The 19,637-nt window shown below is 64.0% G+C and carries 14 protein-coding genes; 10 read left to right on the top strand and 4 right to left on the bottom strand.

The genetic code is table 11. From position 1 onward, the window contains the following. Positions 1 to 14: 14 nt before the first annotated feature. From ACXAEH_RS11090 to lpdA, 3 genes are read right to left on the bottom strand one after another with little or no spacing between them, the layout of a single operon-like run. Entirely contained in the window at positions 15 to 1,385 is a 1,371-nt protein-coding gene (locus ACXAEH_RS11090; protein ID WP_039168471.1) for an alanine/glycine:cation symporter family protein, read from the bottom strand. Between the two features lie 25 nt (positions 1,386 to 1,410). Beyond that, entirely contained in the window at positions 1,411 to 2,355 is a 945-nt protein-coding gene (gene lipA, locus ACXAEH_RS11085; protein WP_475032776.1) for a lipoyl synthase, read from the bottom strand. Positions 2,356 to 2,373: 18 nt separating this feature from the next. Beyond that, the gene (gene lpdA, locus ACXAEH_RS11080; RefSeq protein WP_475032774.1) at positions 2,374 to 3,756 is read right to left on the bottom strand and encodes a dihydrolipoyl dehydrogenase; all 1,383 of its coding nucleotides are present in this window, start codon (positions 3,754 to 3,756) and stop codon (positions 2,374 to 2,376) included. A 173-nt stretch (positions 3,757 to 3,929) separates the two neighbouring features. Between lpdA and ACXAEH_RS11075 the strand changes: the two genes are divergently transcribed. Both ACXAEH_RS11075 and ACXAEH_RS11070 read left to right on the top strand, forming a co-directional pair. Next, on the top strand, positions 3,930 to 4,544 hold the full coding sequence (locus ACXAEH_RS11075; RefSeq protein ID WP_475032772.1) for a helix-turn-helix domain-containing protein: 615 nt from the start codon (positions 3,930 to 3,932) through the stop codon (positions 4,542 to 4,544). A gap of 89 nt (positions 4,545 to 4,633) precedes the next feature. Next, entirely contained in the window at positions 4,634 to 5,302 is a 669-nt protein-coding gene (locus ACXAEH_RS11070; RefSeq protein WP_475032770.1) for a GntR family transcriptional regulator, read from the top strand. 9 nt (positions 5,303 to 5,311) lie between these two features. On the opposite strand, the gene ACXAEH_RS11065 is transcribed toward ACXAEH_RS11070, so the two are convergent. Beyond that, on the bottom strand, positions 5,312 to 6,205 hold the full coding sequence (locus ACXAEH_RS11065) for a LysR substrate-binding domain-containing protein (protein ID WP_475032768.1): 894 nt from the start codon (positions 6,203 to 6,205) through the stop codon (positions 5,312 to 5,314). Positions 6,206 to 6,313: 108 nt separating this feature from the next. On the opposite strand from ACXAEH_RS11065, the gene ACXAEH_RS11060 reads away from it, so the two are divergent. Genes ACXAEH_RS11060 through tcuB form a run of 8 tightly spaced genes read left to right on the top strand, consistent with a single transcriptional unit; the run spans position 6,314 to position 19,583 of the window. Beyond that, the gene (locus tag ACXAEH_RS11060) at positions 6,314 to 7,858 is read left to right on the top strand and encodes a trimethylamine methyltransferase family protein (RefSeq protein WP_475032767.1); all 1,545 of its coding nucleotides are present in this window, start codon (positions 6,314 to 6,316) and stop codon (positions 7,856 to 7,858) included. Continuing rightward, a complete protein-coding gene (locus ACXAEH_RS11055) occupies positions 7,858 to 9,318 on the top strand; it encodes an aldehyde dehydrogenase family protein (RefSeq protein WP_475032765.1) in 1,461 nt (486 codons plus the stop codon). The genes ACXAEH_RS11060 and ACXAEH_RS11055 overlap by 1 nt, the downstream gene beginning before the upstream one ends. Positions 9,319 to 9,326: 8 nt before the next feature. Next, on the top strand, positions 9,327 to 10,622 hold the full coding sequence (locus ACXAEH_RS11050) for an aspartate aminotransferase family protein (protein WP_475032763.1): 1,296 nt from the start codon (positions 9,327 to 9,329) through the stop codon (positions 10,620 to 10,622). Further along, positions 10,619 to 13,045, top strand: a complete 2,427-nt coding sequence (locus tag ACXAEH_RS11045; RefSeq protein WP_475032761.1) for a GcvT family protein — start codon at positions 10,619 to 10,621, stop codon at positions 13,043 to 13,045. The genes ACXAEH_RS11050 and ACXAEH_RS11045 overlap by 4 nt, the downstream gene beginning before the upstream one ends. Next, entirely contained in the window at positions 13,038 to 15,449 is a 2,412-nt protein-coding gene (locus tag ACXAEH_RS11040; protein ID WP_475032759.1) for a GcvT family protein, read from the top strand. The genes ACXAEH_RS11045 and ACXAEH_RS11040 overlap by 8 nt, the downstream gene beginning before the upstream one ends. A 3-nt stretch (positions 15,450 to 15,452) precedes the next feature. Next, complete coding sequence (locus tag ACXAEH_RS11035) at positions 15,453 to 17,117, top strand: thiamine pyrophosphate-binding protein (protein ID WP_475032757.1); 1,665 nt, start codon at positions 15,453 to 15,455, stop codon at positions 17,115 to 17,117. Between the two features lie 8 nt (positions 17,118 to 17,125). Continuing rightward, entirely contained in the window at positions 17,126 to 18,502 is a 1,377-nt protein-coding gene (tcuA, locus tag ACXAEH_RS11030) for an FAD-dependent tricarballylate dehydrogenase TcuA (RefSeq protein WP_475032755.1), read from the top strand. After that, positions 18,495 to 19,583 carry a tricarballylate utilization 4Fe-4S protein TcuB gene (gene tcuB / locus ACXAEH_RS11025; RefSeq protein WP_475032753.1) on the top strand — a complete coding sequence of 363 codons (1,089 nt, stop codon included), beginning with the start codon at positions 18,495 to 18,497 and terminating at the stop codon, positions 19,581 to 19,583. Before tcuA ends, tcuB begins: the two co-directional genes overlap by 8 nt. Positions 19,584 to 19,637 lie beyond the last annotated feature (54 nt).

Genomic DNA, 19,637 nt, shown 5'->3' with positions numbered 1-19,637 from the left:
GCCCTCCGCGGGAGTTATTCAGCGGCGGTGCCAGCTTCTTCCGATTTGCCGCCAGTGGCAAAGAACTCTTTCGTCACTTTGAAGACGATCGGGCTCAGCAGGGCCAGGGCGATCAGGTTCGGGATGGCCATCATCGCGTTCAGCGTATCCGCCAGCAGCCAGATGAAGCCGAGGTCGGCGGTGGCACCGAAGTAGATCGCAACGATCCACAGGATGCGGTAGCCGATCAGCACCTTGGCACCCAGCAGGTAGCCGACGCATTTCTCACCATAGTAGGACCAGCCCAGGATGGTGGTGAAGGCGAAGATCGACAGCGCGATGGCGATCAGGTAGCCGCCGAAGCCGGGCAGCGAGGTCTCGAACGCGAGCGAGGTCAGCGCCGCACCGGATTCACCCGAGGTCCAGGCGCCGGAAGCGATGATTGCCAGGCCGGTGATCGAGCACACGATGATGGTGTCGATGAAGGTGCCCAGCATCGCGATCAGGCCCTGGTTGACCGGACCCTTGGTCTCGGCTGCTGCGTGCGCGATCGGAGCGGAACCCAAGCCCGCTTCGTTCGAGAACACGCCGCGGGCCACACCAAAGCGGATCGCTGCCCAGACTGCCGCGCCGGCAAAACCGCCTTCGGCTGCCGAGGGGGTGAAGGCATGGGTGAACACCAGGCCGATTGCGGTGCCGATGGCATCGGCATTGATAACCAGAACAATCAGGCCGGCGATGATGTAGCTGACCGCCATGAACGGAACCAGCTTACCAGCCACCGCACCGATGCGCGTGATGCCGCCCAGGATCACGGCGCCGGTCAGAACCATCAGGACAATACCGGTGACCGAGGGGTTGAAGCCGAAGTTGGTTTCCAGAACCTGCGCCACGCCGTTTGCCTGCACACCGTTGCCGATGCCGAAGGCTGCGATTGCGCCGAACAGGGCAAAGGCAACGCCCAGCCAGGCCCATTTTGCGCCGAGGCCGTTCTTGATGTAGTACATCGGGCCGCCGACATAGTTGCCTTGTTCGTCACGCTCGCGGAACTTCACGGCGCAGACGGCTTCGGAGTATTTGGTGGCCATGCCGACCAGCGCGGTCATCCACATCCAGAACAGCGCACCAGGGCCGCCGAGGAAGACCGCGGTGGCCACACCTGCGATGTTCCCGGTGCCGATGGTGGCCGACAGAGCCGTCATCAGCGCGTTGAAGGGGCTGATCTGGCCTTCGCCCTGGCCTTCACGGCCCTTGAACAGCAGGCCGAAGCCCACGCCCAGTTTCATAATCGGCATGAACTTCAGGCCGACCTGCAGGAAAAAGCCGACACCAAGTATCATGATGAGCATGGGTACGCCCCACACGATACCATTTAGCCAGCCTACTGCTGTATTTAACGCTTCCATGGGTCTCCTCCCGCTTGCGTTAAGGTTAAATGCCCTTTGCCAAGGCCATCTGACGGGCCTCTTTCAGGGCGGCAAAATCTTCATCCGCGTGGAACGATGAACGGGTCAGCGGCGTCGCCGACACGTGCAGGAACCCTTTTGCGCGGGCGATCTGTTCCAACTGCTCGAATTCTTCCGGCGACCAGAAGCGGTCGATCGGGTGATGTTTGGGGGTGGGCTGCAGGTATTGGCCCACGGTCAGGAAATCGACTTGTGCGGCGCGCAGGTCGTCCATCACCTGGCGCACATCGTCGAGGGACTCGCCCAGGCCGACCATGATGCCGGACTTGGTGAACAGCTGCGGGTTGGCGCGCTTGGCGTCGTCCAGCAGCCGCAGCGAGGTGTAGTAGCGGGCGCCGGGACGCACACGCGGGTAAAGCCGCGGCACGGTCTCCAGGTTGTGGTTGAAAACGTCCGGTGCGGCCTCGAATACCGCATCAGCGGCTGCGCCCTTGCCAAGGAAATCCGGGGTCAGCACCTCAATGGTGGTGCCGGGGTTCTGATGGCGGGTGGCGCGGATGGTCTGGGCGATGTGCTCAGCGCCGCCGTCTTCCAGATCATCCCGGTCCACGCTCGTGATCACCACATGCCGCAGGCCAAGTTTCTTGACCGCCGCCGCAACCCGGCCCGGTTCAAAAGCGTCCAGCGTGTCCGGCCTGCCGGTGGTCACGTTGCAGAAGGAACAGCCGCGGGTGCAGACCTCGCCCATGATCATCATGGTGGCGTGGCGTTTGGACCAGCATTCGCCGATGTTGGGGCAGGCGGCCTCTTCGCAGACGGTGGCCAGATCATGCTCCCGCATCAGCTTGCGGGTTTCATAATACTCGGCGCTTTCGATCTTCTTCTTGCGGATCCACCGCGGTTTGCGCGGGATGGCGCTGTCGGCCTTGTGGGCCTTTTCCGGGTGGCGGGGTCTTAGCTGGATCGTCATCTGGCAGCTCCCTCCAGATCAGGCGTGGATGGCACGGCCAAGCGCATCGAGGCAGGCTTCTTTCACCGCCTCACCCATCGCAGGGTGCGCGTGGCAGGTCCGTGCAACCTCCTCGATAGTAGCACCTTTTGTCATCGCGAGCACCAATTCTGCAATTAAATCACCGCCATGCGCGCCGCAGATATGGGCGCCGAGGATTTTGCCCTCGGGGCTGGCCAGCACTTTGACAGCGCCGTCGGTCTCGCCAATCGAACGGGCACGGGAGTTGGCCATGAAGGCAAACTTGCCAGAGATGTAGTCGGTGCCCGCCTCTTTCAGCGCTTCTTCGGTCTGACCCACCGAGGCGACCTCGGGGTCGGTGTAGACCACGCCGGGCACGGTGTTGTAATCCACATGGCCGTGCTCGCCGGCCATGATTTCCACGCAGGCGACGCCGTCCTCTTCGGCTTTGTGCGCCAGCATCGGACCGGGCACGCAGTCGCCGATGGCAAAGATGCCGGGGATGGAGGTCTGGAAGGTTTCATCCACTTCGATGAAGCCGCGGGCGTTGATGGAGACGCCGAGCTCTTCCAGGCCCAGGCCTTTCGTCACCGGGCGGCGGCCGATGGCGACCAGCACCTTGTCGGCTTCGATCTGCTCTTCCTTGTCCTTGCCGACCCGGTCGAGGGTCAGGGTCAAACCGTTCTCGCCTTTTTCAATGGTCTTCAGCGCGCGGCCCAGCTGGAACTTCAGCCCGCGCTTGCTGAGCGCCCGCTGAGACAGCTTGGCGATTTCGCCATCGATGCCGGGCAGGATGCGGTCGAGGTATTCCACAACCGTCACCTTGGAGCCGAGGCGTGACCAGACCTGACCAAGTTCAAGCCCGATCACGCCCGCGCCGATCACCACCAGATGCTCTGGCGCGGCTTCTAGAGCCAGCGCACCGGTGCTGCTCAGCACGTCCACCTCGTCGGTCTCCACGCCGGGGAGGAGGCTGGGTTCCGAACCGGTGGCGATGAGGATGTTCTTTGCAGTGTAAATGTCGCCGCCCACCTGCACCTGGCCGGGGGCCGGGATGCTGGCCCAGCCTTCGATGTGGTCGACGCCGTTCTTCTTGAACAGGAAGGCGATGCCCTTGGTCAGGTCGCCGACAATCTTGTCCTTGCGCGCCATCATTGCGCCTAGGTCCAGGCTGACCTCCCCGGCCGAAATGCCATGCGAGGAGAGATGGGAGAGTTCGGCATATTTGCCCGAGGAGGTCAGCAGGGCCTTGGAGGGGATGCAGCCAACGTTGAGGCAGGTGCCGCCCAAAGAGCCGCGGCCTTCGACGCAAGCCACCTTCAGGCCCAGCTGCGCAGCCCGGATTGCTGCGACATAACCGCCCGGCCCGGCCCCAATCACGATCAGATCATAAGCGCTCATTTGGTTTCTCCTCCGAAATGCGGTCCAGGACCGGCACGTATGCTGCCGTATACGACGTTGCGTCTCCTATAGGAAACTTTTTCCCTCTTGCAAACAAAAAGTACTGTGATGGAAATTTTGACCCGCAGATGTATCAAAGCTAAGCTGTTTGCAGCACAGGAGAATTCACGCAAATGGAACCAATTCCCTCAGAGGAAACAGGGCTGGGTCCCGAGGCCATGGAGGCTCCGGACGGCGAAATCCTTGGAAAAATGATTCGCGACGCCCGCAAGGAAAAGGGGCTGACGCTGGAGGAAGCGGCCCGCGCCGCGGCTATCGGCCGGTCCACATTGTCGAAGATCGAGAACAACCAGACCCGCCCCAGTTTCGAGATCATCCGCCGCCTGATGCAGACGCTGGAGCTGGAAACGCCGCAGCTGTTTGTGCAGTCGGGGCAAAGCGGTGTGACCGGGCGCCGCGACTTCACCCGCACGGGGCTGGGCGAACACAAGGAAACCTCGACCTATGATCATGAACTTTTGTGCAGTGAGCTGACCAGCAAGCGCATGGTGCCCTATATCAGCACCATTAAGGCCCGCGATGTGACCGAGTTCGACAATTGGGTCCGGCACCGCGGCGAGGAGTTCATGTTTGTCTTGAGCGGCGAGTTGATCCTTTATACTGAGCACTACCGGCCTTTGCGCATGGGTCCGGGAGATTCTGTCTATTATGACAGCGGTATGGGGCATGGCTGCGTGTCGGTCAGCGAGGAAGACGCCAGGGTGCTGTGGGTCTCGCTGGAGGTGTGACTGCATTGCCGGCTGCCTGAATTTCCGGCTCGGCCCGCTTTTCTGCCCGTCCAGGTTCCAATAGACCTGTGGCAAAGGAGGCCTGCGCAATGAATCTGGATCCGGTTGATATCTCCAAAGCGGCTTCGGCCTCTGCCGCCGTGTTTGAGGCTCTGCGCCACGCAATTATTGACGGGCGGCTGGAGGAGGGCGCGCCGCTCCGGCAGGAGGAGATTGCGCGCCGTTTCAACACCAGCCGTATTCCGGTGCGCGAGGCAATCTCGCGGCTGGAGGAATATGGGCTGGTCAAAACCCAGCGGTTCAAGGGCGCGGTGGTAGCCGGGCTATCGGCGGATGAGGCGGCAGAGATCTTCGACTTCCGCGCGCTGCTGGAGCCGGAGATCATCCGTGATGCGGTGCCGCGGATGGGGCAGGAGCTGCTGGCGCAGGCGCGGCAGAACTGCGAGGCCTTTGCCGGCTGCAAGAACCCGATGGAATGGGGCGTCCTGAACCGGGAGTTTCATGGTGCGCTTTACAGTGCCAGCGTGCTGAGTTTCCACCGCGAGGCAGCGCGCGGGGCGATGGACCGCATCGACCGCTATATCCGGGCGCAGCTGGTGATGAGCGACGGCATGGCGCGGGCCGAGCGTGAGCATCTGGAAATCCTGGCGGCCTGCGAAGAGGGCGATGCCCGCCGGGCTGCGGAACTGACACGGGCGCATGTGCTGGAAGCAAAGGCCTCGCTGCTGGCGCATTTTCCGGTGCTGACCCGGACCTGACCAGCCCGGTCAGGCAGCCGAAGCCGGGGATGCCTGCGCCAGCAGCCAATCGCAAATGGCGCTGGTGATACCCTCGTTCGGGCCGCTTTCAGGCCGGACCAGGTAATAGGCGCGGTTTTCGCTGACGGTTGTGTCGAACAGCTGCACCAGAACCCCGCTTTCCAGATCAGTGTCGATCAGCGGAATCCATCCCATCACGATGCCTTGCCCGGCCGCAGCGGCTTGCAGCACCACATTGGTGTCTTCGATGACCGGGCCAGGCAGGGGGCCGGTCAGGCTGACACCGGCCTCCATGAACCAGGCACTCCAGCCCAACGTATCGCGCTGGTGGATCAACGGATAGATCTTGAGGTCCGCGGGCGACTGCGGCTGCCCCAACCGCTGAAGCAGCGCAGGGCTGGCCACCGGGGCGGACAGAACGCTGACCAGCGGCTCTGAGATCATGCCCGGAAAGCGGCCGTCGCCCCATGTGATGAAGATATCGGCATCCACATTCTGTGGCGACACCAGCAAAGGCGTCTGCACCAGTTTCAGCTCCACATCCGGGAAGGCAGTACAGAAATCAGCAAAGCGCGGCAGCAGCCAGCGGGTCGCAAAGCTGGGGCCGAGTGCGATACGGACCGTGGTTTTTTCCGGCCAGCGGGCCACGGAATTCACGGTGGCTTCCAGGATCCGGAACGCCTTGGAGGCACCATCCGCCAGCCGCGCACCCTCGTCTGTCAGATGCACTTGGCGGCCGTCCCGGGTGAACAGCTGAATGTTCAGATAGGCCTCAAGCCCGCGGATGTGGTGGCTGACGGCGGTGGGCGACACGCCGATTGCCTCAGCCGCCGCCCGGAAGCTGCCAAGGCGGGCTGCGGCTTCGAATGCGCGCAAGGCGGGGAGGGAAGGTAGATTGGCCATGCGGAAGTTAAATGAGTTTTTCTCATCAGCAGCAAGAGAAACTTGTTTTTGTGCAACAGGCCGCCCCTGCGTAGCCTTCGCGCAAAGGAAGTCCGTCAGGGGAACACAATGGCTGCCAGATCACGCCGCCGCGGCAGGGAAGCCCGGATCGAAGCCGAGAGCGCACCGGCAGAGGACAACCCGCCGGTTTGGGGCGGTATCGAGGGCGGACGTTTTCGGCCCCTGAGCGATGCGGATGAGGTTGAGGTCAACGAGGCGGTTCTGTCGCTGCTGGAAACGCTTGGGCTGAGCCAGGCAACGCCCTCGATGATCGAAAGGGTCTGCGCGGCGGGCGGCAGCTACACGCAAGACAAGCGCCTGCTGTTTCCGCGCGATCTGGTTCTGAAAACCGTGGAGGCAGCCCGCCGCGACGTGGTGCTTTACGGCCAGGACCCGCGCCATGATCTGGACCTGTCCGGCACGCGGGTGCACATGAGCTCGGGAGGCGGGGCGCCCGGGGTGTTTGACATCGAGGACGGGCGCTACCGGGACGGCACGCTGCAGGACCTCTATGACGCCGCGCGCATCTGCGACGCGATGGAGAATATTCACCATTTCAGCCGCTCGGTGGTTGCCCGCGACATCGAAAACGTGGCGGATATGGACCTGAACACCGCCTATGCCTGCCTGATGGGCACCTCCAAGCATGTGTCGGTGTCGGTCTCCGAGCCTGAGAACGTGCAGCAGCTGGCGGAGATGTGCTATGCGCTGGCCGGGTCCGAAGAAGCCTTTCGCGCGCGCCCCTTCCTGACGGTGATGGTCTGCCACGTGGTGCCGCCGATGCGTTTCGCCGAGGAGGCGCTGGACACGCTGGAGGCTGCGGTTCTGGCAGGCTTTCCGGTGCAGCTGATTTCGGCGGGCCAGGCCGGTGCCACCAGCCCCGCGACCATTGCAGGGTCGCTGGTGCAGGCGGTGGCTGAAACGATTGCGGGCCTTGTGTTTGCCCGGCTGGTTGACCCGAATGTGGCGGCAATCTATGGCGCCAAGCCGCTGATTGCCGATCTGCGCACCGGTTCCATGTGCGCAGGCGGCGGCGAGCAGGCGATCCTGATGGCCGCTGCAGCGCAGATGGGGAGGTTCTACAACCTGCCGGTCACCTCGATTGCCGGCATCACCGACTCCAAGACGCTGGATGCGCAATACGGCAGCGAAAAGAACCTGGCGGTGTCTTCCGCGGCCCATGCCGGCTCCAACCTGATCACCCAGGCCTGCGGCATGCAGGCGAGCCTCTTGGGCGTGTCGCTGGAGGCCTATGTGGTCGACAACGACATGATCGGCAATATCCTGCGAACTCTGCGCGGGGTGGAGGTGAACGCCGAGAACATCGGCGCTGAGGTGATTGCCGAGGTTTGCCGCGGCGAGGGGCATTATCTGGGCCACCGCCACACCTTCAGCCGGATGAAGTCGGACTACTTCTACCCGCACTTCGGCGACCGCCAAACCCCGCGGGAGTGGGAGGAACAGGGTTCGCGCCCGATCGGCGACGTGGCCAAGGACAAGGCGCGGGAGCTGCTGGCTGGTCACTTCCCTGACCACATCGCGGACAGCAAGGACCTGGAACTGCGCGAGCGCTTCAACATCTGCCTGTCGCGCCGGCAGATCGGGCGGGCGTGATGCAGGATCATCCGCTTTACCCCCGGCAGTTGGACCTTATCCCGCATTGCTGGATTGATGGTGCGGGCCAGGCCGGATCGGGTGCCGCACGCAGCTTGATTGACCCGGCGCTGGGGGAGAGTTTTGCCGAGGTTTCGGACGCGGACACCGGTCAGGTGGAGCAAGCCGTCGCCAGCGCAAAGGCAGCGCTGCCGCGCTGGGCGGATACACCTCCGTCAGACCGGGCTGGGGTTCTGTTCCGGCTGGCAGAGCTGCTGGAGAAACATGCTGACCGGCTGGCTGCCGTCGAGAGCCTGAACGCAGGTAAACCCATCAGCCAGGCAAAACGCGACGTCGGCCGGGCGGCGGACTACTTCCGTTTCTATGCCGGCGCCTGTGACAAGCTGAATGGAGAGACCATCCCGCTGGGCCCGGACCAGACCGCCTTTACTGTGCTGGAGCCGGTGGGGGTGACGGCGCATATCCTGCCATGGAATTACCCGGTCTCGACCCTTGCGCGCGGGGCGGCTCCGGCTTTGGCTGCAGGTGCCACAGTCGTCGCCAAACCATCAGAGCTGACGCCGCTTTCCACAATCCTGACCGCTGAGCTGGCCACTGAGGCGGAGCTGCCCGCCGGGGTGTTCAACGTTGTAACCGGCGCAGGCGACATCGGTGAGGCACTGGCCAGCCACAAGGATGTGGCGCATGTGACCTTCACCGGCTCCACCGCGACCGGGCGCAAGATCCTGCAATCCGCTTCTAAGCCCGTTGCCGGCACCACGCTGGAGCTGGGCGGAAAATCCCCGGTGGTTGTTCTGGCGGATGCGGACCTGGAGGCCGCAGCCGCAGGCGTGGCTCGTGGAATATTCTTCAACGCAGGCCAGGTCTGCGCGGCCGGCGCGCGGCTGATTTGCGAGGCCCCGGTGCATGACGTGCTGGTCGAAAAGGTGGCTGCCAAGGCCAAGGCAATGACTATCGGCCATGGGCTGGATGACCCAGACCTGGGGCCGTTGATCTCGGCAGGTCAGCTGGAACGGGTGCAGGGTTTTGTCGACCGTGCCAATGCGGAAGGCTTGACTTGCGTCACCGGCGGGCGGCGGAGTTTCCCGGAAAAGTTGTCGGCTGGCAATTTTTTCGCCCCCACCATCTTTGCCGATGTCCCAGCAGAGGCCGAAATTGCTCAGCAGGAGGTCTTTGGCCCGGTGCTGGTGACGCAGACCTGCCAGTCGCCTGAGGAAGCCCTGGAGCTGGCAAACGGCACGGCCTTTGGCCTCGTCGCCGGGATCTACACCGCGGATACCACCCAGGCTATGCGCTTTGCCCGCAGGGCGGAGGCCGGGCAGGTGTTTGTGAACGGCTTTCTCAAGGGCGGCGATACCCTTCCCTTCGGCGGCGTCAAGGAAAGCGGCATTGGGCGCGAGAAAGGCCTTGCGGGCCTCAGCGCCTATTGCGCCATCAAATCCATCGTTTTGAACCACTAGGAGCGGGCATGAACACCAGCCAATCCCTCGCTGAACGCGCAGGCCGTGTCATGCCGGGCGGGGTCAGCCACGAGCTGCGCTACAAAACCCCGCATCCGGTCTACTTCACCCGCGCCAAGGGCGCCGAGAAATGGGACGCGGACGGCAAGCGCTATATCGACTTCAAGCTGGGCGCCGCCAGCCAGATCCTGGGCCATGCCCATCCCGAGGTGGCCGGGGCCGTCGCCGCTCAGATGCAGCAGATGCCCTATACCGGCGACTGCCACCCGCTGGAGGTGGAATGGGCGGAATGGCTGAACCGCCTGTTCCCATCGGCGGAACGGGTGCGCTTCACCGGATCCGGCACCGAGTCCACAATGCTGGCGTTGCGGCTGGGCCGGGCGTATTCAGGCCGGGACAAGGTGCTGCGCATTGATGGCCATTTCCATGGCTGGCACGACATGCTGATCAAAGGCGCCAAACCCGGCGCCAATACCGCGCCTTCGCTAGGGGTGCCGCAGGCGGTCAGCGATCTGACCATTGTGGCGCCGCCGGATCTGGAGGCCATCGCCGCATTGTTGGACAGCGATGCGCAGATCGGCACGGTGTTTGTCGAGGCCTCGGGCGCCAACTACGGCTCGGTGCCGCTGCCCGAGGGTTTCCTGCAGGGGATCCGCGCCCTGGCCGATCAAAGCGGCCATGTGCTGATCTTTGATGAGGTGATCACCGGCCTGCGCTGGTCGCCCGGCGGACGCCAGGCCCGCGATGGCGTGGTGCCGGACCTGACCACGCTTGCCAAGGTTGTGACGGGCGGCCTGCCCGGCGGCGCCGTGGTTGGAAAGGCCGGGATCATGGACCTGCTGAGCCCGGGCGAGACCCGCGACGGCCTGTCGCCTCCGGTCAGCCACAAGGGCACTTTCAACGCAGCCCCGATGGTGGCGGCAGGCGCCATCAAAGCGATGGAGATCCTCTCTACCGGGGAGGTTCAGACCCATGCCGATGCCATGGCGGCGCGGCTGCGCGACGGTTTCAACGCCGTGTTCCGCGAACAGGACGTGCAGGCGCTGGCCTATGGCGACAGCTCCACCTGCCACATCTATTTCGGCGGCACCTCGATTGACGGGCTGGACGCCGCCGCCATCCGCAAGACCCCGCCCGCCATCGTCAAGGGTCTGCGCGACGGGATGCTGGAGCGGGGGGTGGACTTCATGTCCTTCACCTCCTGCGTCACCGGCCTGCCGCATACCCCCGATCTGATCGACGAGGCCGTGGAACATTTCCGCGGCACGATTTCCGCGCTCATCCGTGACGGAGTACTTCAATGAGCCTCCCTTCCCACGCCCGCACCGTCATCATCGGCGGCGGCGTCATCGGCTGTTCCATCGCCTACCACCTGGCCCGCGAAGGGCGGAAGGATATCGTGGTGCTGGAACGCTCCAAGCTGACCTCCGGCACCACCTGGCACGCCGCCGGTCTGGTGCGCCGCCTGCGGCCCTCGGCGACGCTGACCAAGCTGATCAACTACTCGATCGACCTTTATGGCGAGCTGGAAGTGGAAACCGGCCAGGCCACCGGATGGACCCAGACCGGCTCCCTGACGCTGGCCACCAATCAGGACCGGCTGACCAACATCAAACGCCAGGTCAGCTTGGGCCGTGCCTTCGGGCTGGAGGCCGAGGTGGTGGATGCCAAACGTGCCAAGGAGCTGTGGCCGCTGATCGAAACCGATGATGTGATCGGTGCGGTCTGGTCGCCTGCGGACGGCCGTGTGAATCCCTCTGACGTTGCGCTGGCACTGTCCAAGGGCGCACGGGCGCGTGGTGTGCAGATATTTGAGGATACCGCCGTCACCGGCCTGCAGAAGAAAGGCGGGCGGATCTCTGGCGTCGAGGTCGGCGATCATCTGATCGAGGCCGATGAGGTGGTTATCGCCTGCGGCCTCTGGTCCCGCGAGGTGGCCGCCATGGCGGGCGCTCATATGCCGCTGTACGCCTGCGAGCATTTCTACATCCTGACCAAACCTTTGGAGGAGGTGCAGGCGTTGGGCAAGGGCGCGCATCTGCCGACGCTGAACGACCAAGATGCCTTCCTCTATGCCCGCGACGATGTCGAGGGGCTGCTGGTCGGCTGTTTCGAACCGCACGCCAAGGGCCTGCCCCTGGACCGGCTGCCCAAGGATTTCTCGTTTGATCTGCTGGACGAGGACTGGGACCACTTCATGCCGATGATGGAAAACGCGCTGCGGCGCATCCCGGCACTAGAAAAGGCCGAGGTGCGGATGCTGCTCAATGGCCCCGAAAGCTTCACCCTCGACAGTCAGTTCATGCTGGGTGAAAGCCCCGAGGTGCCGGGGCTGTTCCTGATGGGCGGCATGAACTCCACCGGCATCGCGCTGGCCGGCGGCGCGGGCAAGGCGATGGCGGAATGGATCATCGCCGGTGAGCCGACGATGGAGCTGAACGAGGCCGACATCCGCCGCTTCAGCCCGGAAATGAACGTACTTGGCGCGCTGGAGGCCCGCATTCCCGAGGTGCTGGGCCGCCATTACGACAACCCGTTCCCGGGACGCTCGATGGAGACCGCACGGGGCCAGCGCCGCTCGCCCATCCATGCTGGCCTGGTGGCCGCAGGCGCACGCTTTGAGTCCCGCGGCGGCTGGGAGCGTGCGGTGCATTTCGGCGGTGAAGACGCGCATCTGCCTCTGACCTTCGGCGCGCCGGCCTGGCGTGAACAGGTCGGCAAAGAGGTGCAGGCCTGCCGCACCGGCGCCGCGATCCTGGACCAAAGTGCCTTTGGCAAGATCATGGTGCAGGGGCCGGATGCCTGTGCTTTCCTCAACCACCTCTGCGCGGCGCAGATGGACATACCCGAGGGCCGCATCGCCTATACTCAGATCCTGAACCGCAAGGGCGGGGTGGAAAGCGACATCACTGTGCAGCGCCACGGGCCGGACAGCTATCTGATGATCGTCGGCGCCGGCGAAGTGGTGCGGGACTTGAAGCGGATGCGCGAGACCAAAGGCGCGTTTCTCGTGGAATTCACCGATGTGACCAGCGGTTATGCGATCATCGGCCTCGCTGGGGGCAAGGCGCGCGAGGTGCTGCAAGCCACCTCGAACAGCCTGGTGCCGGACCTGAAACGCTTTCAGTTTGGCCCCGTGGAGATCGGCCTGGCGCGCGGCTGGGCCGGGCGCCTCAGCTTCACCGGCGAGGAGGGCTATGAGCTCTACATCCCCGCCGACATGGCGATGGCCGCCTATGAGGCGCTTGTTGCGGCAGGTGCCACCCATGCCGGACTGTTTGCCAGCGGCTCGCTCAGGATCGAAAGCGGTTTCCGGGCCTTTGGCCATGAGCTGTCGCCGGGAACAACGCCGCAGGAAGCCGGGCTGGGTGCTTTCTGCGCTTTCGGCACCGGTTTCGTGGGCGAAGAAGCCTTGAAGGATCACCTTCCGGTACGCCGCATCGTCTCGATCCTGTTTGACGACCCGGAGGCGATGCCGATCCATGACGAGCCGGTTTATTTCGGCGGCAATGTCGCGGGGCAGATCACCTCTGCGGCCTGGAGTTACCGTTATGGGCGCTCGGTTGCACTGGCGATGATTGACCTTCCGTCCGGTGGTACCGTCGGACAGCCCCCGGCGCTTCTTGAAGGGGGCGTTGTCCCCGGCTTCGAAGTCGAAATCGCCTGCACCCGTTATGGCGCCAAGGCGTCACTGAAATCCGCCAAAGAGGCGTTTGCACATGACTGACATCCCCCGCAGCACGCAGGTCGCCATCATTGGCGGCGGCATTATGGGCGTGGCCGCCCAATTCCAGTTGGCGGAGAACGGCTGGACCGACACCATCCTGTTTGAGAAGGCGGAGCTGACCTCCGGTTCCACCTGGCACGCGGCGGGCCAGATCGCCCATGCAGTGGGCAGCCGCTTGGCGGGCTGGATCAACAAGACTTCGATCGAGACTTATAAGAGGGTCGAAAAGGAAACCGGCCAGAGCATCGGCTGGCATGAGGTCGGCGGTTTCCGGATCGCGACCACCGATGACGAAGTCGACTGGATGAAGTCGATCATGGGCGTCGGCAAGCTCTTGGACCTGCCGATGGAGCTGGTTGGCCCGGAAGAGGTGGCCCGCGTGAATCCCTTCTACAAGGTGGATGACGTCAAGGCGGCGGTGCAGACCTTTGAGGACGGCCATATCGACCCGTCTTCAGTGACAATGGCGCTGGCCGCCGCCACCCGGGCGCGGGGGGCGAAGATCGAACGGCGCAATCAGGTGCTGGGCGCCTCGCGCAAGGGCGATATGTGGCTGCTGCGCACGGAAAAAGGCGATGTGCTGGCCGAACATGTGGTGATTGCCGCGGGCTCCTACGCCAACCAGGTCGGTGAATGGTTCGGGCTGAAAATCCCTTCGGTCTCCTGCCTGCATCATTATCTGGTCACCGACACTGTGCCCGAGTTCCTGGACCGCCCCGAACTGCCGGTAATGCGCGACAACGCCTATGGCGGCTACATCCGGCAGGAGCAGAAATCCGGCCTGATCGGCATTTACGAGGGCCATGTCTGCCCCACGGTTTGGACCATGCCGCAAGGCGCGCCCTGGGCCGCGGAGAATGAGCTGTTCGAGGCGGACTACGACTCTATCGGCGACTTCCTGATGGTGGCGTTTGACAAGATGCCGGTGCTGGCGGAGCTCGGCATCAAACGGGTGGTACGCGGCGCCATCACCCACACGCCGGATGGCGGTATGCTGGTGGGGCCGTCGGGGGCGCCCAATGTCTGGCTGTCCTGCGGCTCCTCCATCGGCCTTGCCTGGGGCGGGGGTGCGGGCAAGGTGCTGGCCGACTGGATGGTACATGGCGAAACCCCGATCAACACCCGCGGAATGGACCCGCGACGCTATGGCAATTTCTCCACCGATCATTTCATCGTCGAGCGCACCAAGGACGAGTTCATGCGGCGGCATGATACTCCGTGTCCAGGCAAACAGTTCGAGAGCCTGCGGCCGCTGAACCGCCACCCGCTTTATGACCGGCTGGCCGCCAAGGGTGCGGTGTTCGGCGAAGTGGCTGGCTGGGAACGCCCGCGCTATTTCGGCGAGGTTGGCGAAGTAGAGCAGATCGGCTGGGGCCACCAGCCCTGGCACGCCAACGCCATGGCCGAGGCCAAGGCGACGCGTGAAGCGGCAGGTGTCATCGACCTCTGCGCCTTTGCCCAGTTCGAGATCACCGGCAAGGACGCAGGCAAGCTGCTGGACCGGCTGTCGGCCAACAAGATCCCGGCCAAAGACGGCCGGATGAGCCTGAACCACCTGCTGACTGAGAAAGGCCGGTTTGAAACCGAGATCACCATCTGGCGCATCGCTGAGGATCGCTATTTCACCGGCTCGCCCATTGCCCGCTGCAACCCGGATTTCGGCTGGATCAAATCGCACATCCGTGACGGCGAAGACGTGCAGATGGTCAATCGCACCCACGATTGTGGCATGCTGGCGCTCTCCGGCCCGGCCTCGCGCCGGATTATGGCAGAGCTGACGGACACGGACCTGTCGAACAATGCGTTCCCCTGGCTGTCAGGACAGGAAATCACAGTGGCGGGCATTCCTTGCTACGCCCTGCGCGTTTCCTTCGTCGGCGAACTTGGCTGGGAGCTGCACGCGCCGCTGGACCGTATGGGCGAACTCTACGACGCGCTGTTTGCCGCCGGGGATAAACACGGTTTGACCGATCTGGGCTCTTATGCCTTCAACGGGATGCGGATGGAAAAGGCCTTCCGGGCCTCTGGCGAGCTGACCACCGATGTGGGGCCGCTGGACGTGGGGCTGGAACGTTTTGTGGCCGCCGAAGGCCGCGAATTTCAGGGCAAGGACGCCCTGCTGGCACGCGATCCGGAGTGGGAGCTGTTTTATGCCGAGCTTCACGCGGACGGGATCGACATCCACGGCGGCGAGCCGGTGCTGCTGGATGGCCAGCCTGTAGGTCTGACCACCTCGGGCGGCTACGGCTACACTGTCGGCAAGTCGCTGGGCTGGCTGTTTGTCCGCAAGGGCACGCCGCAAGAGGGCCTGTCCGTTCAGATCCTGAACCGTGAAATTCCCGTGACCGTCCACCCGGACGCCATCTTTGACCCGCAGAACCTGCGGCCCCGATCCGAGGATTAAGACATGACCACAATCAACGGCGGCGAGGCCGTCTACCGTGTGCTGCAAGCCAATGGCATCGACACTGTGTTCGGCCTCTTGGGCGGTTCGATGCTGGAACTTTACGACGCGATGTATGAGGGCGGCGAAATCGCCTATGTCGGCGCCCGGGATGAGCGCGCGGCGGGCCATATGGCCGATGCCTGGGCGCGGATGACGGGGAAGCCCGGCGTGGTGCTGGGGGCGCAGGCAGGTCCCGGGGTCGTCAATATCGTGACCGCCGTGGCCGAGGCGCAGCTGGCCTATTCGCCGCTGGTGGTGATTGCCGGCGCGATCACCCGGGCCGACCAGTGCAAGGACACCTTTCAGGAAGTTGACCAGGTGGCCCTGTTTGCACCGATCTCGAAACGCTCGGTCATGGTCACCGATCCCGCGCGCCTGGCACCGATGCTGGAGGACGCGATCCGGCTGGCAAACTCGGGCCGCCGCGGGCCGGTGGTGCTGCACGTGCCGCGCGACCTGTTCGCCGACGAAGTGCCCGCCATCGACCCCAAGCCAGTGAACATCGCCCGCCCGGGACCTGCGGCGCCGGAAGACATCAGCGCCATCGCAACCCTGCTGTCGAACGCACAGCGCCCGGTGATCTTTGCGGGCGGCGGTTTCAAATGGGGCAGGGGGCGTGAGGCGCTCACCACTCTGGCCGAAACGCTCGAGGTGCCGGTGGTAGCCTCGACAGGCCATGCCGACGTGATGCGCCATGGGCATCCGTGGTTTGCAGGCCAGGCCGGCCCGCGCGGCAACCGGGTGGCCAGCCGTCTGACCAAGGAAGCGGACGTGATGGTGGTGCTGGGCGCGCGGCTGGGCTTCAATTCGACGTTCCACAGCAACGACTATGTTGGGGCCGATACCCTCATCGCCCATGTGGACATCGACGGCTCCGCCGTGGGCCGCTACTTCCCGGCCGAGATTGCCGTGCAGGCCGATGCAAGGCTGACGGCCGAGGCGCTGTCCACGGCGGCGTCGAAACCGGCGGCGGATGCGTGGCGCGCGAGCTTCAAGGCAGACATGGAGAGCCTTGCTGCGGAACGCGCGGAGGAAGCGCAGATCGCCACCCTGCCGATGCACCCGCGCCGGGCGCTGGGCGAAATCCGCGCGGCACTTCCGGAAAACGCTATCGTCACCCTGGACACCGGCAACACTTGCCTGCAGGCCGCCGACCGGCTGGCGCATTATGAGCCCCTCAGCCTGATTACGCCTTTGGATTTCGGCCTGGTCGGCTTTGGCCTGGCCGCTGCCATCGGCGCCAAGGCCGCAGCGCGGGAGCGCCCGGTGGTGGCAATTATGGGCGACGGCGCTGTCGGCTACACCATGATCGAGATCCAGACCGCCATTCAGCATAAGCTGCCGGTGGTGATCGTGGTCTTGGACAACGAGGCTTGGGGCGCCGAGAAGGCCTATCAGCAGGAGTTCTACGGTGGCCGCCTGCTGGGGGCTGAGATCACCTCGCCGCGCTATGACAAGTTTGCGGAACTCTGCGGCGGCAAGGGCATCTGGGTTGATGGCCCCGGTGAAATGGGGCCGGCGCTGAAGGCAGCTCTTGCCAGCGGGGAAACCACCATCATCCAGGGTAAAATCGACCCCGGCGCGCTGATGACCCTTCGCAAGGACCTGTTCAAGGCGCCAAAGTAATCCAGATGATGAGCAATCCCGATATCGTTGTGGTGGGCGGCGGCAATGCCGCCCTTTGCGCTGCGATCACCGCGGCGGAGGCCGGCAAGCGCGTTCTGATGCTGGAGGCCGCGCCCAAGCCCTACCGCGGCGGCAATTCCCGCCACACCCGCAACTTCCGCTGCATGCATGACGGTCCCTTGTCGGTGCTGACCGGCACCTACGGCGAAGACGAGTATTACAATGACCTGCTTCTGGTGACGAAGGGGAAGACCGACGAGCACCTGGCCCGCATGGCGATCCGCGGCAGCCAGGAAAGCCAGCCCTGGATGGAGGCGCACGGGGTGCGGTTCCAACCCTCGCTGTCGGGCACATTGTCGCTGAGCCGCACCAACGCTTTCTTCCTTGGCGGCGGCAAGGCGCTGGTCAACGCCTATTACCGCACCGCGGAGGCTTTGGGGGTTGAGGTGCTCTATGAGGCGCCAGTCACCCATATCGAACTGGACGGCAAACGGATCACAAGGATCGACTTCACCCATGGCGGCGCACTCCACAGCCTCAGCCCGCCTGCGGTGGTGGTGGCTTCCGGTGGTTTCCAGGGCAATATCGAGCGGCTGGTTGAGGCCTGGGGACCGGAGGCGGAGAACTTCCTGATCCGCGGCACGCCTTACAACCGTGGCGACGTGCTGTTTGATCTGCTGGGGCAGGGGGTGCAGTCCATTGGCGACCCAACCCAGTGCCACGCGGTGGCCATCGACGGCCGCGCACCGAAATTCGACGGCGGCATTGTCACCCGGCTCGACTGCGTGCCGTTTTCGGTGGTGGTGAACCGGGACAGCAAACGGTTTTACAACGAGGGCGAGGACGTCTGGCCCAAGCGCTATGCGATCTGGGGACGGCTGGTGGCCGCTGAACCCGAGCAGGTGGCCTATTCGATCATTGATGCGAAATCCAAGGACCTGTTCATGCCCTCGGTGTTCCCGCCGGTCACCGCGGAAACGATCCCGGAGCTGGCGGGCAAGCTGGGGCTGGATCCGCAGAAGCTCACTGAAACCATCGAGGCCTTCAACGCCGCCTGCCGCCCCGGCACCTTCCACCCGACTGAGCTGGACAGTCTGGCGACCGAGGGCCTGACCCCGCCCAAGACCAACTGGGCCCGTCCGATCACCGAACCGCCGTTCTACGGCTACTCGCTGCGCCCCGGTGTGACCTTTACCTATCTTGGATTCAAGGTGGACGAGACCGCCCAGGTGCAAGGTTCGGATGGTCCGGTGGAAAACCTCTGGGCTGCGGGCGAGACCATGGCCGGGTCGATCCTGGGCCAGGGTTATCTGGCCGGCTTCGGCATGACCATCGGCACCGTGTTTGGCCGTATCGCGGGCCGGGAGGCCGCTCAAAATGTTTGATCAAAGCCAAATGGATAGCAAGCCGTCCACCCGTATCGACGAAGCCCGCCGCCAGATCGAGATCTGCAATGCTTGCCGCTATTGCGAGGGTTACTGTTCGGTCTTCCCGGCGATCATGCGTCAGCGCAGCTTTGCTGACGCCGATATCACCCAATTCGCCAACCTCTGCCACAACTGCCGCGGCTGCTATTACGCCTGCCAATACACCGAGCCGCATGAGTTCGATCTGAATTTGCCAGGCATCCTGGCCGAAGTGCGCACCGACAGCTGGGAGCGTTTTGCCTGGCCCGGCCCCTTGGCCCGTCTGTTCCAGCGCAGCGGCACCGCGCTGGCCTTTGCACTGGTGCTGGGGTTTGCAGCGATGTTCTGGGCGGCGCAGGCATTACGCTCCGAAAGCGGAGAGGGCTTTTACGCAGTGATGAGCCACGGGCTGATGGTCTCAATCTTTTTGCCGGCGTTTGTGCTGCCGCTCTTGGCGCTGTTTGCCTCCCTGCGCGGTTATTGGCGCAATGTGGGGGGCGGGCAAATCCGCCTCTCCCATATCCGCCACGCCTTGGGCCGAGCAGCGCGGATGAAAGACCTGTCTGGCGGCCAGGGGCAAGGCTGCAACTTCGAGGATGAGGACCGTTTCTCCAACGCCCGCCGTTTGGCCCATCAGGCGGTGATGTTGGGTTTTCTGATGTGCTTTGGCGCGACGGCTTCAGGCACCGTCATGCATTATGTGTTCAACTGGCCTGCGCCCTATGGGCTGTTCAGCCTGCCCAAGCTGCTGGGGGTCCCGGGCGGTATTCTGCTTTTTCTGGGGTGCATCGAACTGGCCCGGCTCAAGCTGAAGGCTGATCCGGACTTGGGGGCCAAGCAGATGCAGTCCGGGGAAATGGGGTTTATCCTGCTTTTGGGCTTCGTGTCCCTCAGCGGCTTGCTGCTCTACGCCGCCACGGGGACGGGCTCAGTTGCGGTTCTGCTGCCGTTGCATCTGGGTGCGGTACTGACCTTCTTCCTGCTGACGCCCTATACCAAGATGGCGCATGGTTTCTTCCGCCTCGCTGCATTGCTCAGGGACGCAGCAGACAAGAGGTGAGAGCCTATGGATGTGATATTCAGGCGCCAGGCAGCGTTCTGGCGCCTTTCGTTT

The organism is Leisingera sp. ABM4_060, from assembly GCF_056158765.1.
Note: the sequence above shows the minus strand (reverse complement) of the source record. Positions and strands in the feature narration are given on the sequence as shown.

Excerpts from the sequence above, each read along its gene's own strand:
- ACXAEH_RS11090 (WP_039168471.1), bottom strand. The coding sequence starts at position 1,385 with ATGGAAGCGTTAAATACAGCAGTAGGCTGGCTAAATGGTATCGTGTGG.
- lipA (WP_475032776.1), bottom strand. The coding sequence starts at position 2,355 with ATGACGATCCAGCTAAGACCCCGCCACCCGGAAAAGGCCCACAAGGCC.
- lpdA (WP_475032774.1), bottom strand. The coding sequence starts at position 3,756 with ATGAGCGCTTATGATCTGATCGTGATTGGGGCCGGGCCGGGCGGTTAT.
- ACXAEH_RS11075 (WP_475032772.1), top strand. The coding sequence starts at position 3,930 with ATGGAACCAATTCCCTCAGAGGAAACAGGGCTGGGTCCCGAGGCCATG.
- ACXAEH_RS11070 (WP_475032770.1), top strand. The coding sequence starts at position 4,634 with ATGAATCTGGATCCGGTTGATATCTCCAAAGCGGCTTCGGCCTCTGCC.
- ACXAEH_RS11065 (WP_475032768.1), bottom strand. The coding sequence starts at position 6,205 with ATGGCCAATCTACCTTCCCTCCCCGCCTTGCGCGCATTCGAAGCCGCA.
- ACXAEH_RS11060 (WP_475032767.1), top strand. The coding sequence starts at position 6,314 with ATGGCTGCCAGATCACGCCGCCGCGGCAGGGAAGCCCGGATCGAAGCC.
- ACXAEH_RS11055 (WP_475032765.1), top strand. The coding sequence starts at position 7,858 with ATGCAGGATCATCCGCTTTACCCCCGGCAGTTGGACCTTATCCCGCAT.
- ACXAEH_RS11050 (WP_475032763.1), top strand. The coding sequence starts at position 9,327 with ATGAACACCAGCCAATCCCTCGCTGAACGCGCAGGCCGTGTCATGCCG.
- ACXAEH_RS11045 (WP_475032761.1), top strand. The coding sequence starts at position 10,619 with ATGAGCCTCCCTTCCCACGCCCGCACCGTCATCATCGGCGGCGGCGTC.
- ACXAEH_RS11040 (WP_475032759.1), top strand. The coding sequence starts at position 13,038 with ATGACTGACATCCCCCGCAGCACGCAGGTCGCCATCATTGGCGGCGGC.
- ACXAEH_RS11035 (WP_475032757.1), top strand. The coding sequence starts at position 15,453 with ATGACCACAATCAACGGCGGCGAGGCCGTCTACCGTGTGCTGCAAGCC.
- tcuA (WP_475032755.1), top strand. The coding sequence starts at position 17,126 with ATGAGCAATCCCGATATCGTTGTGGTGGGCGGCGGCAATGCCGCCCTT.
- tcuB (WP_475032753.1), top strand. The coding sequence starts at position 18,495 with ATGTTTGATCAAAGCCAAATGGATAGCAAGCCGTCCACCCGTATCGAC.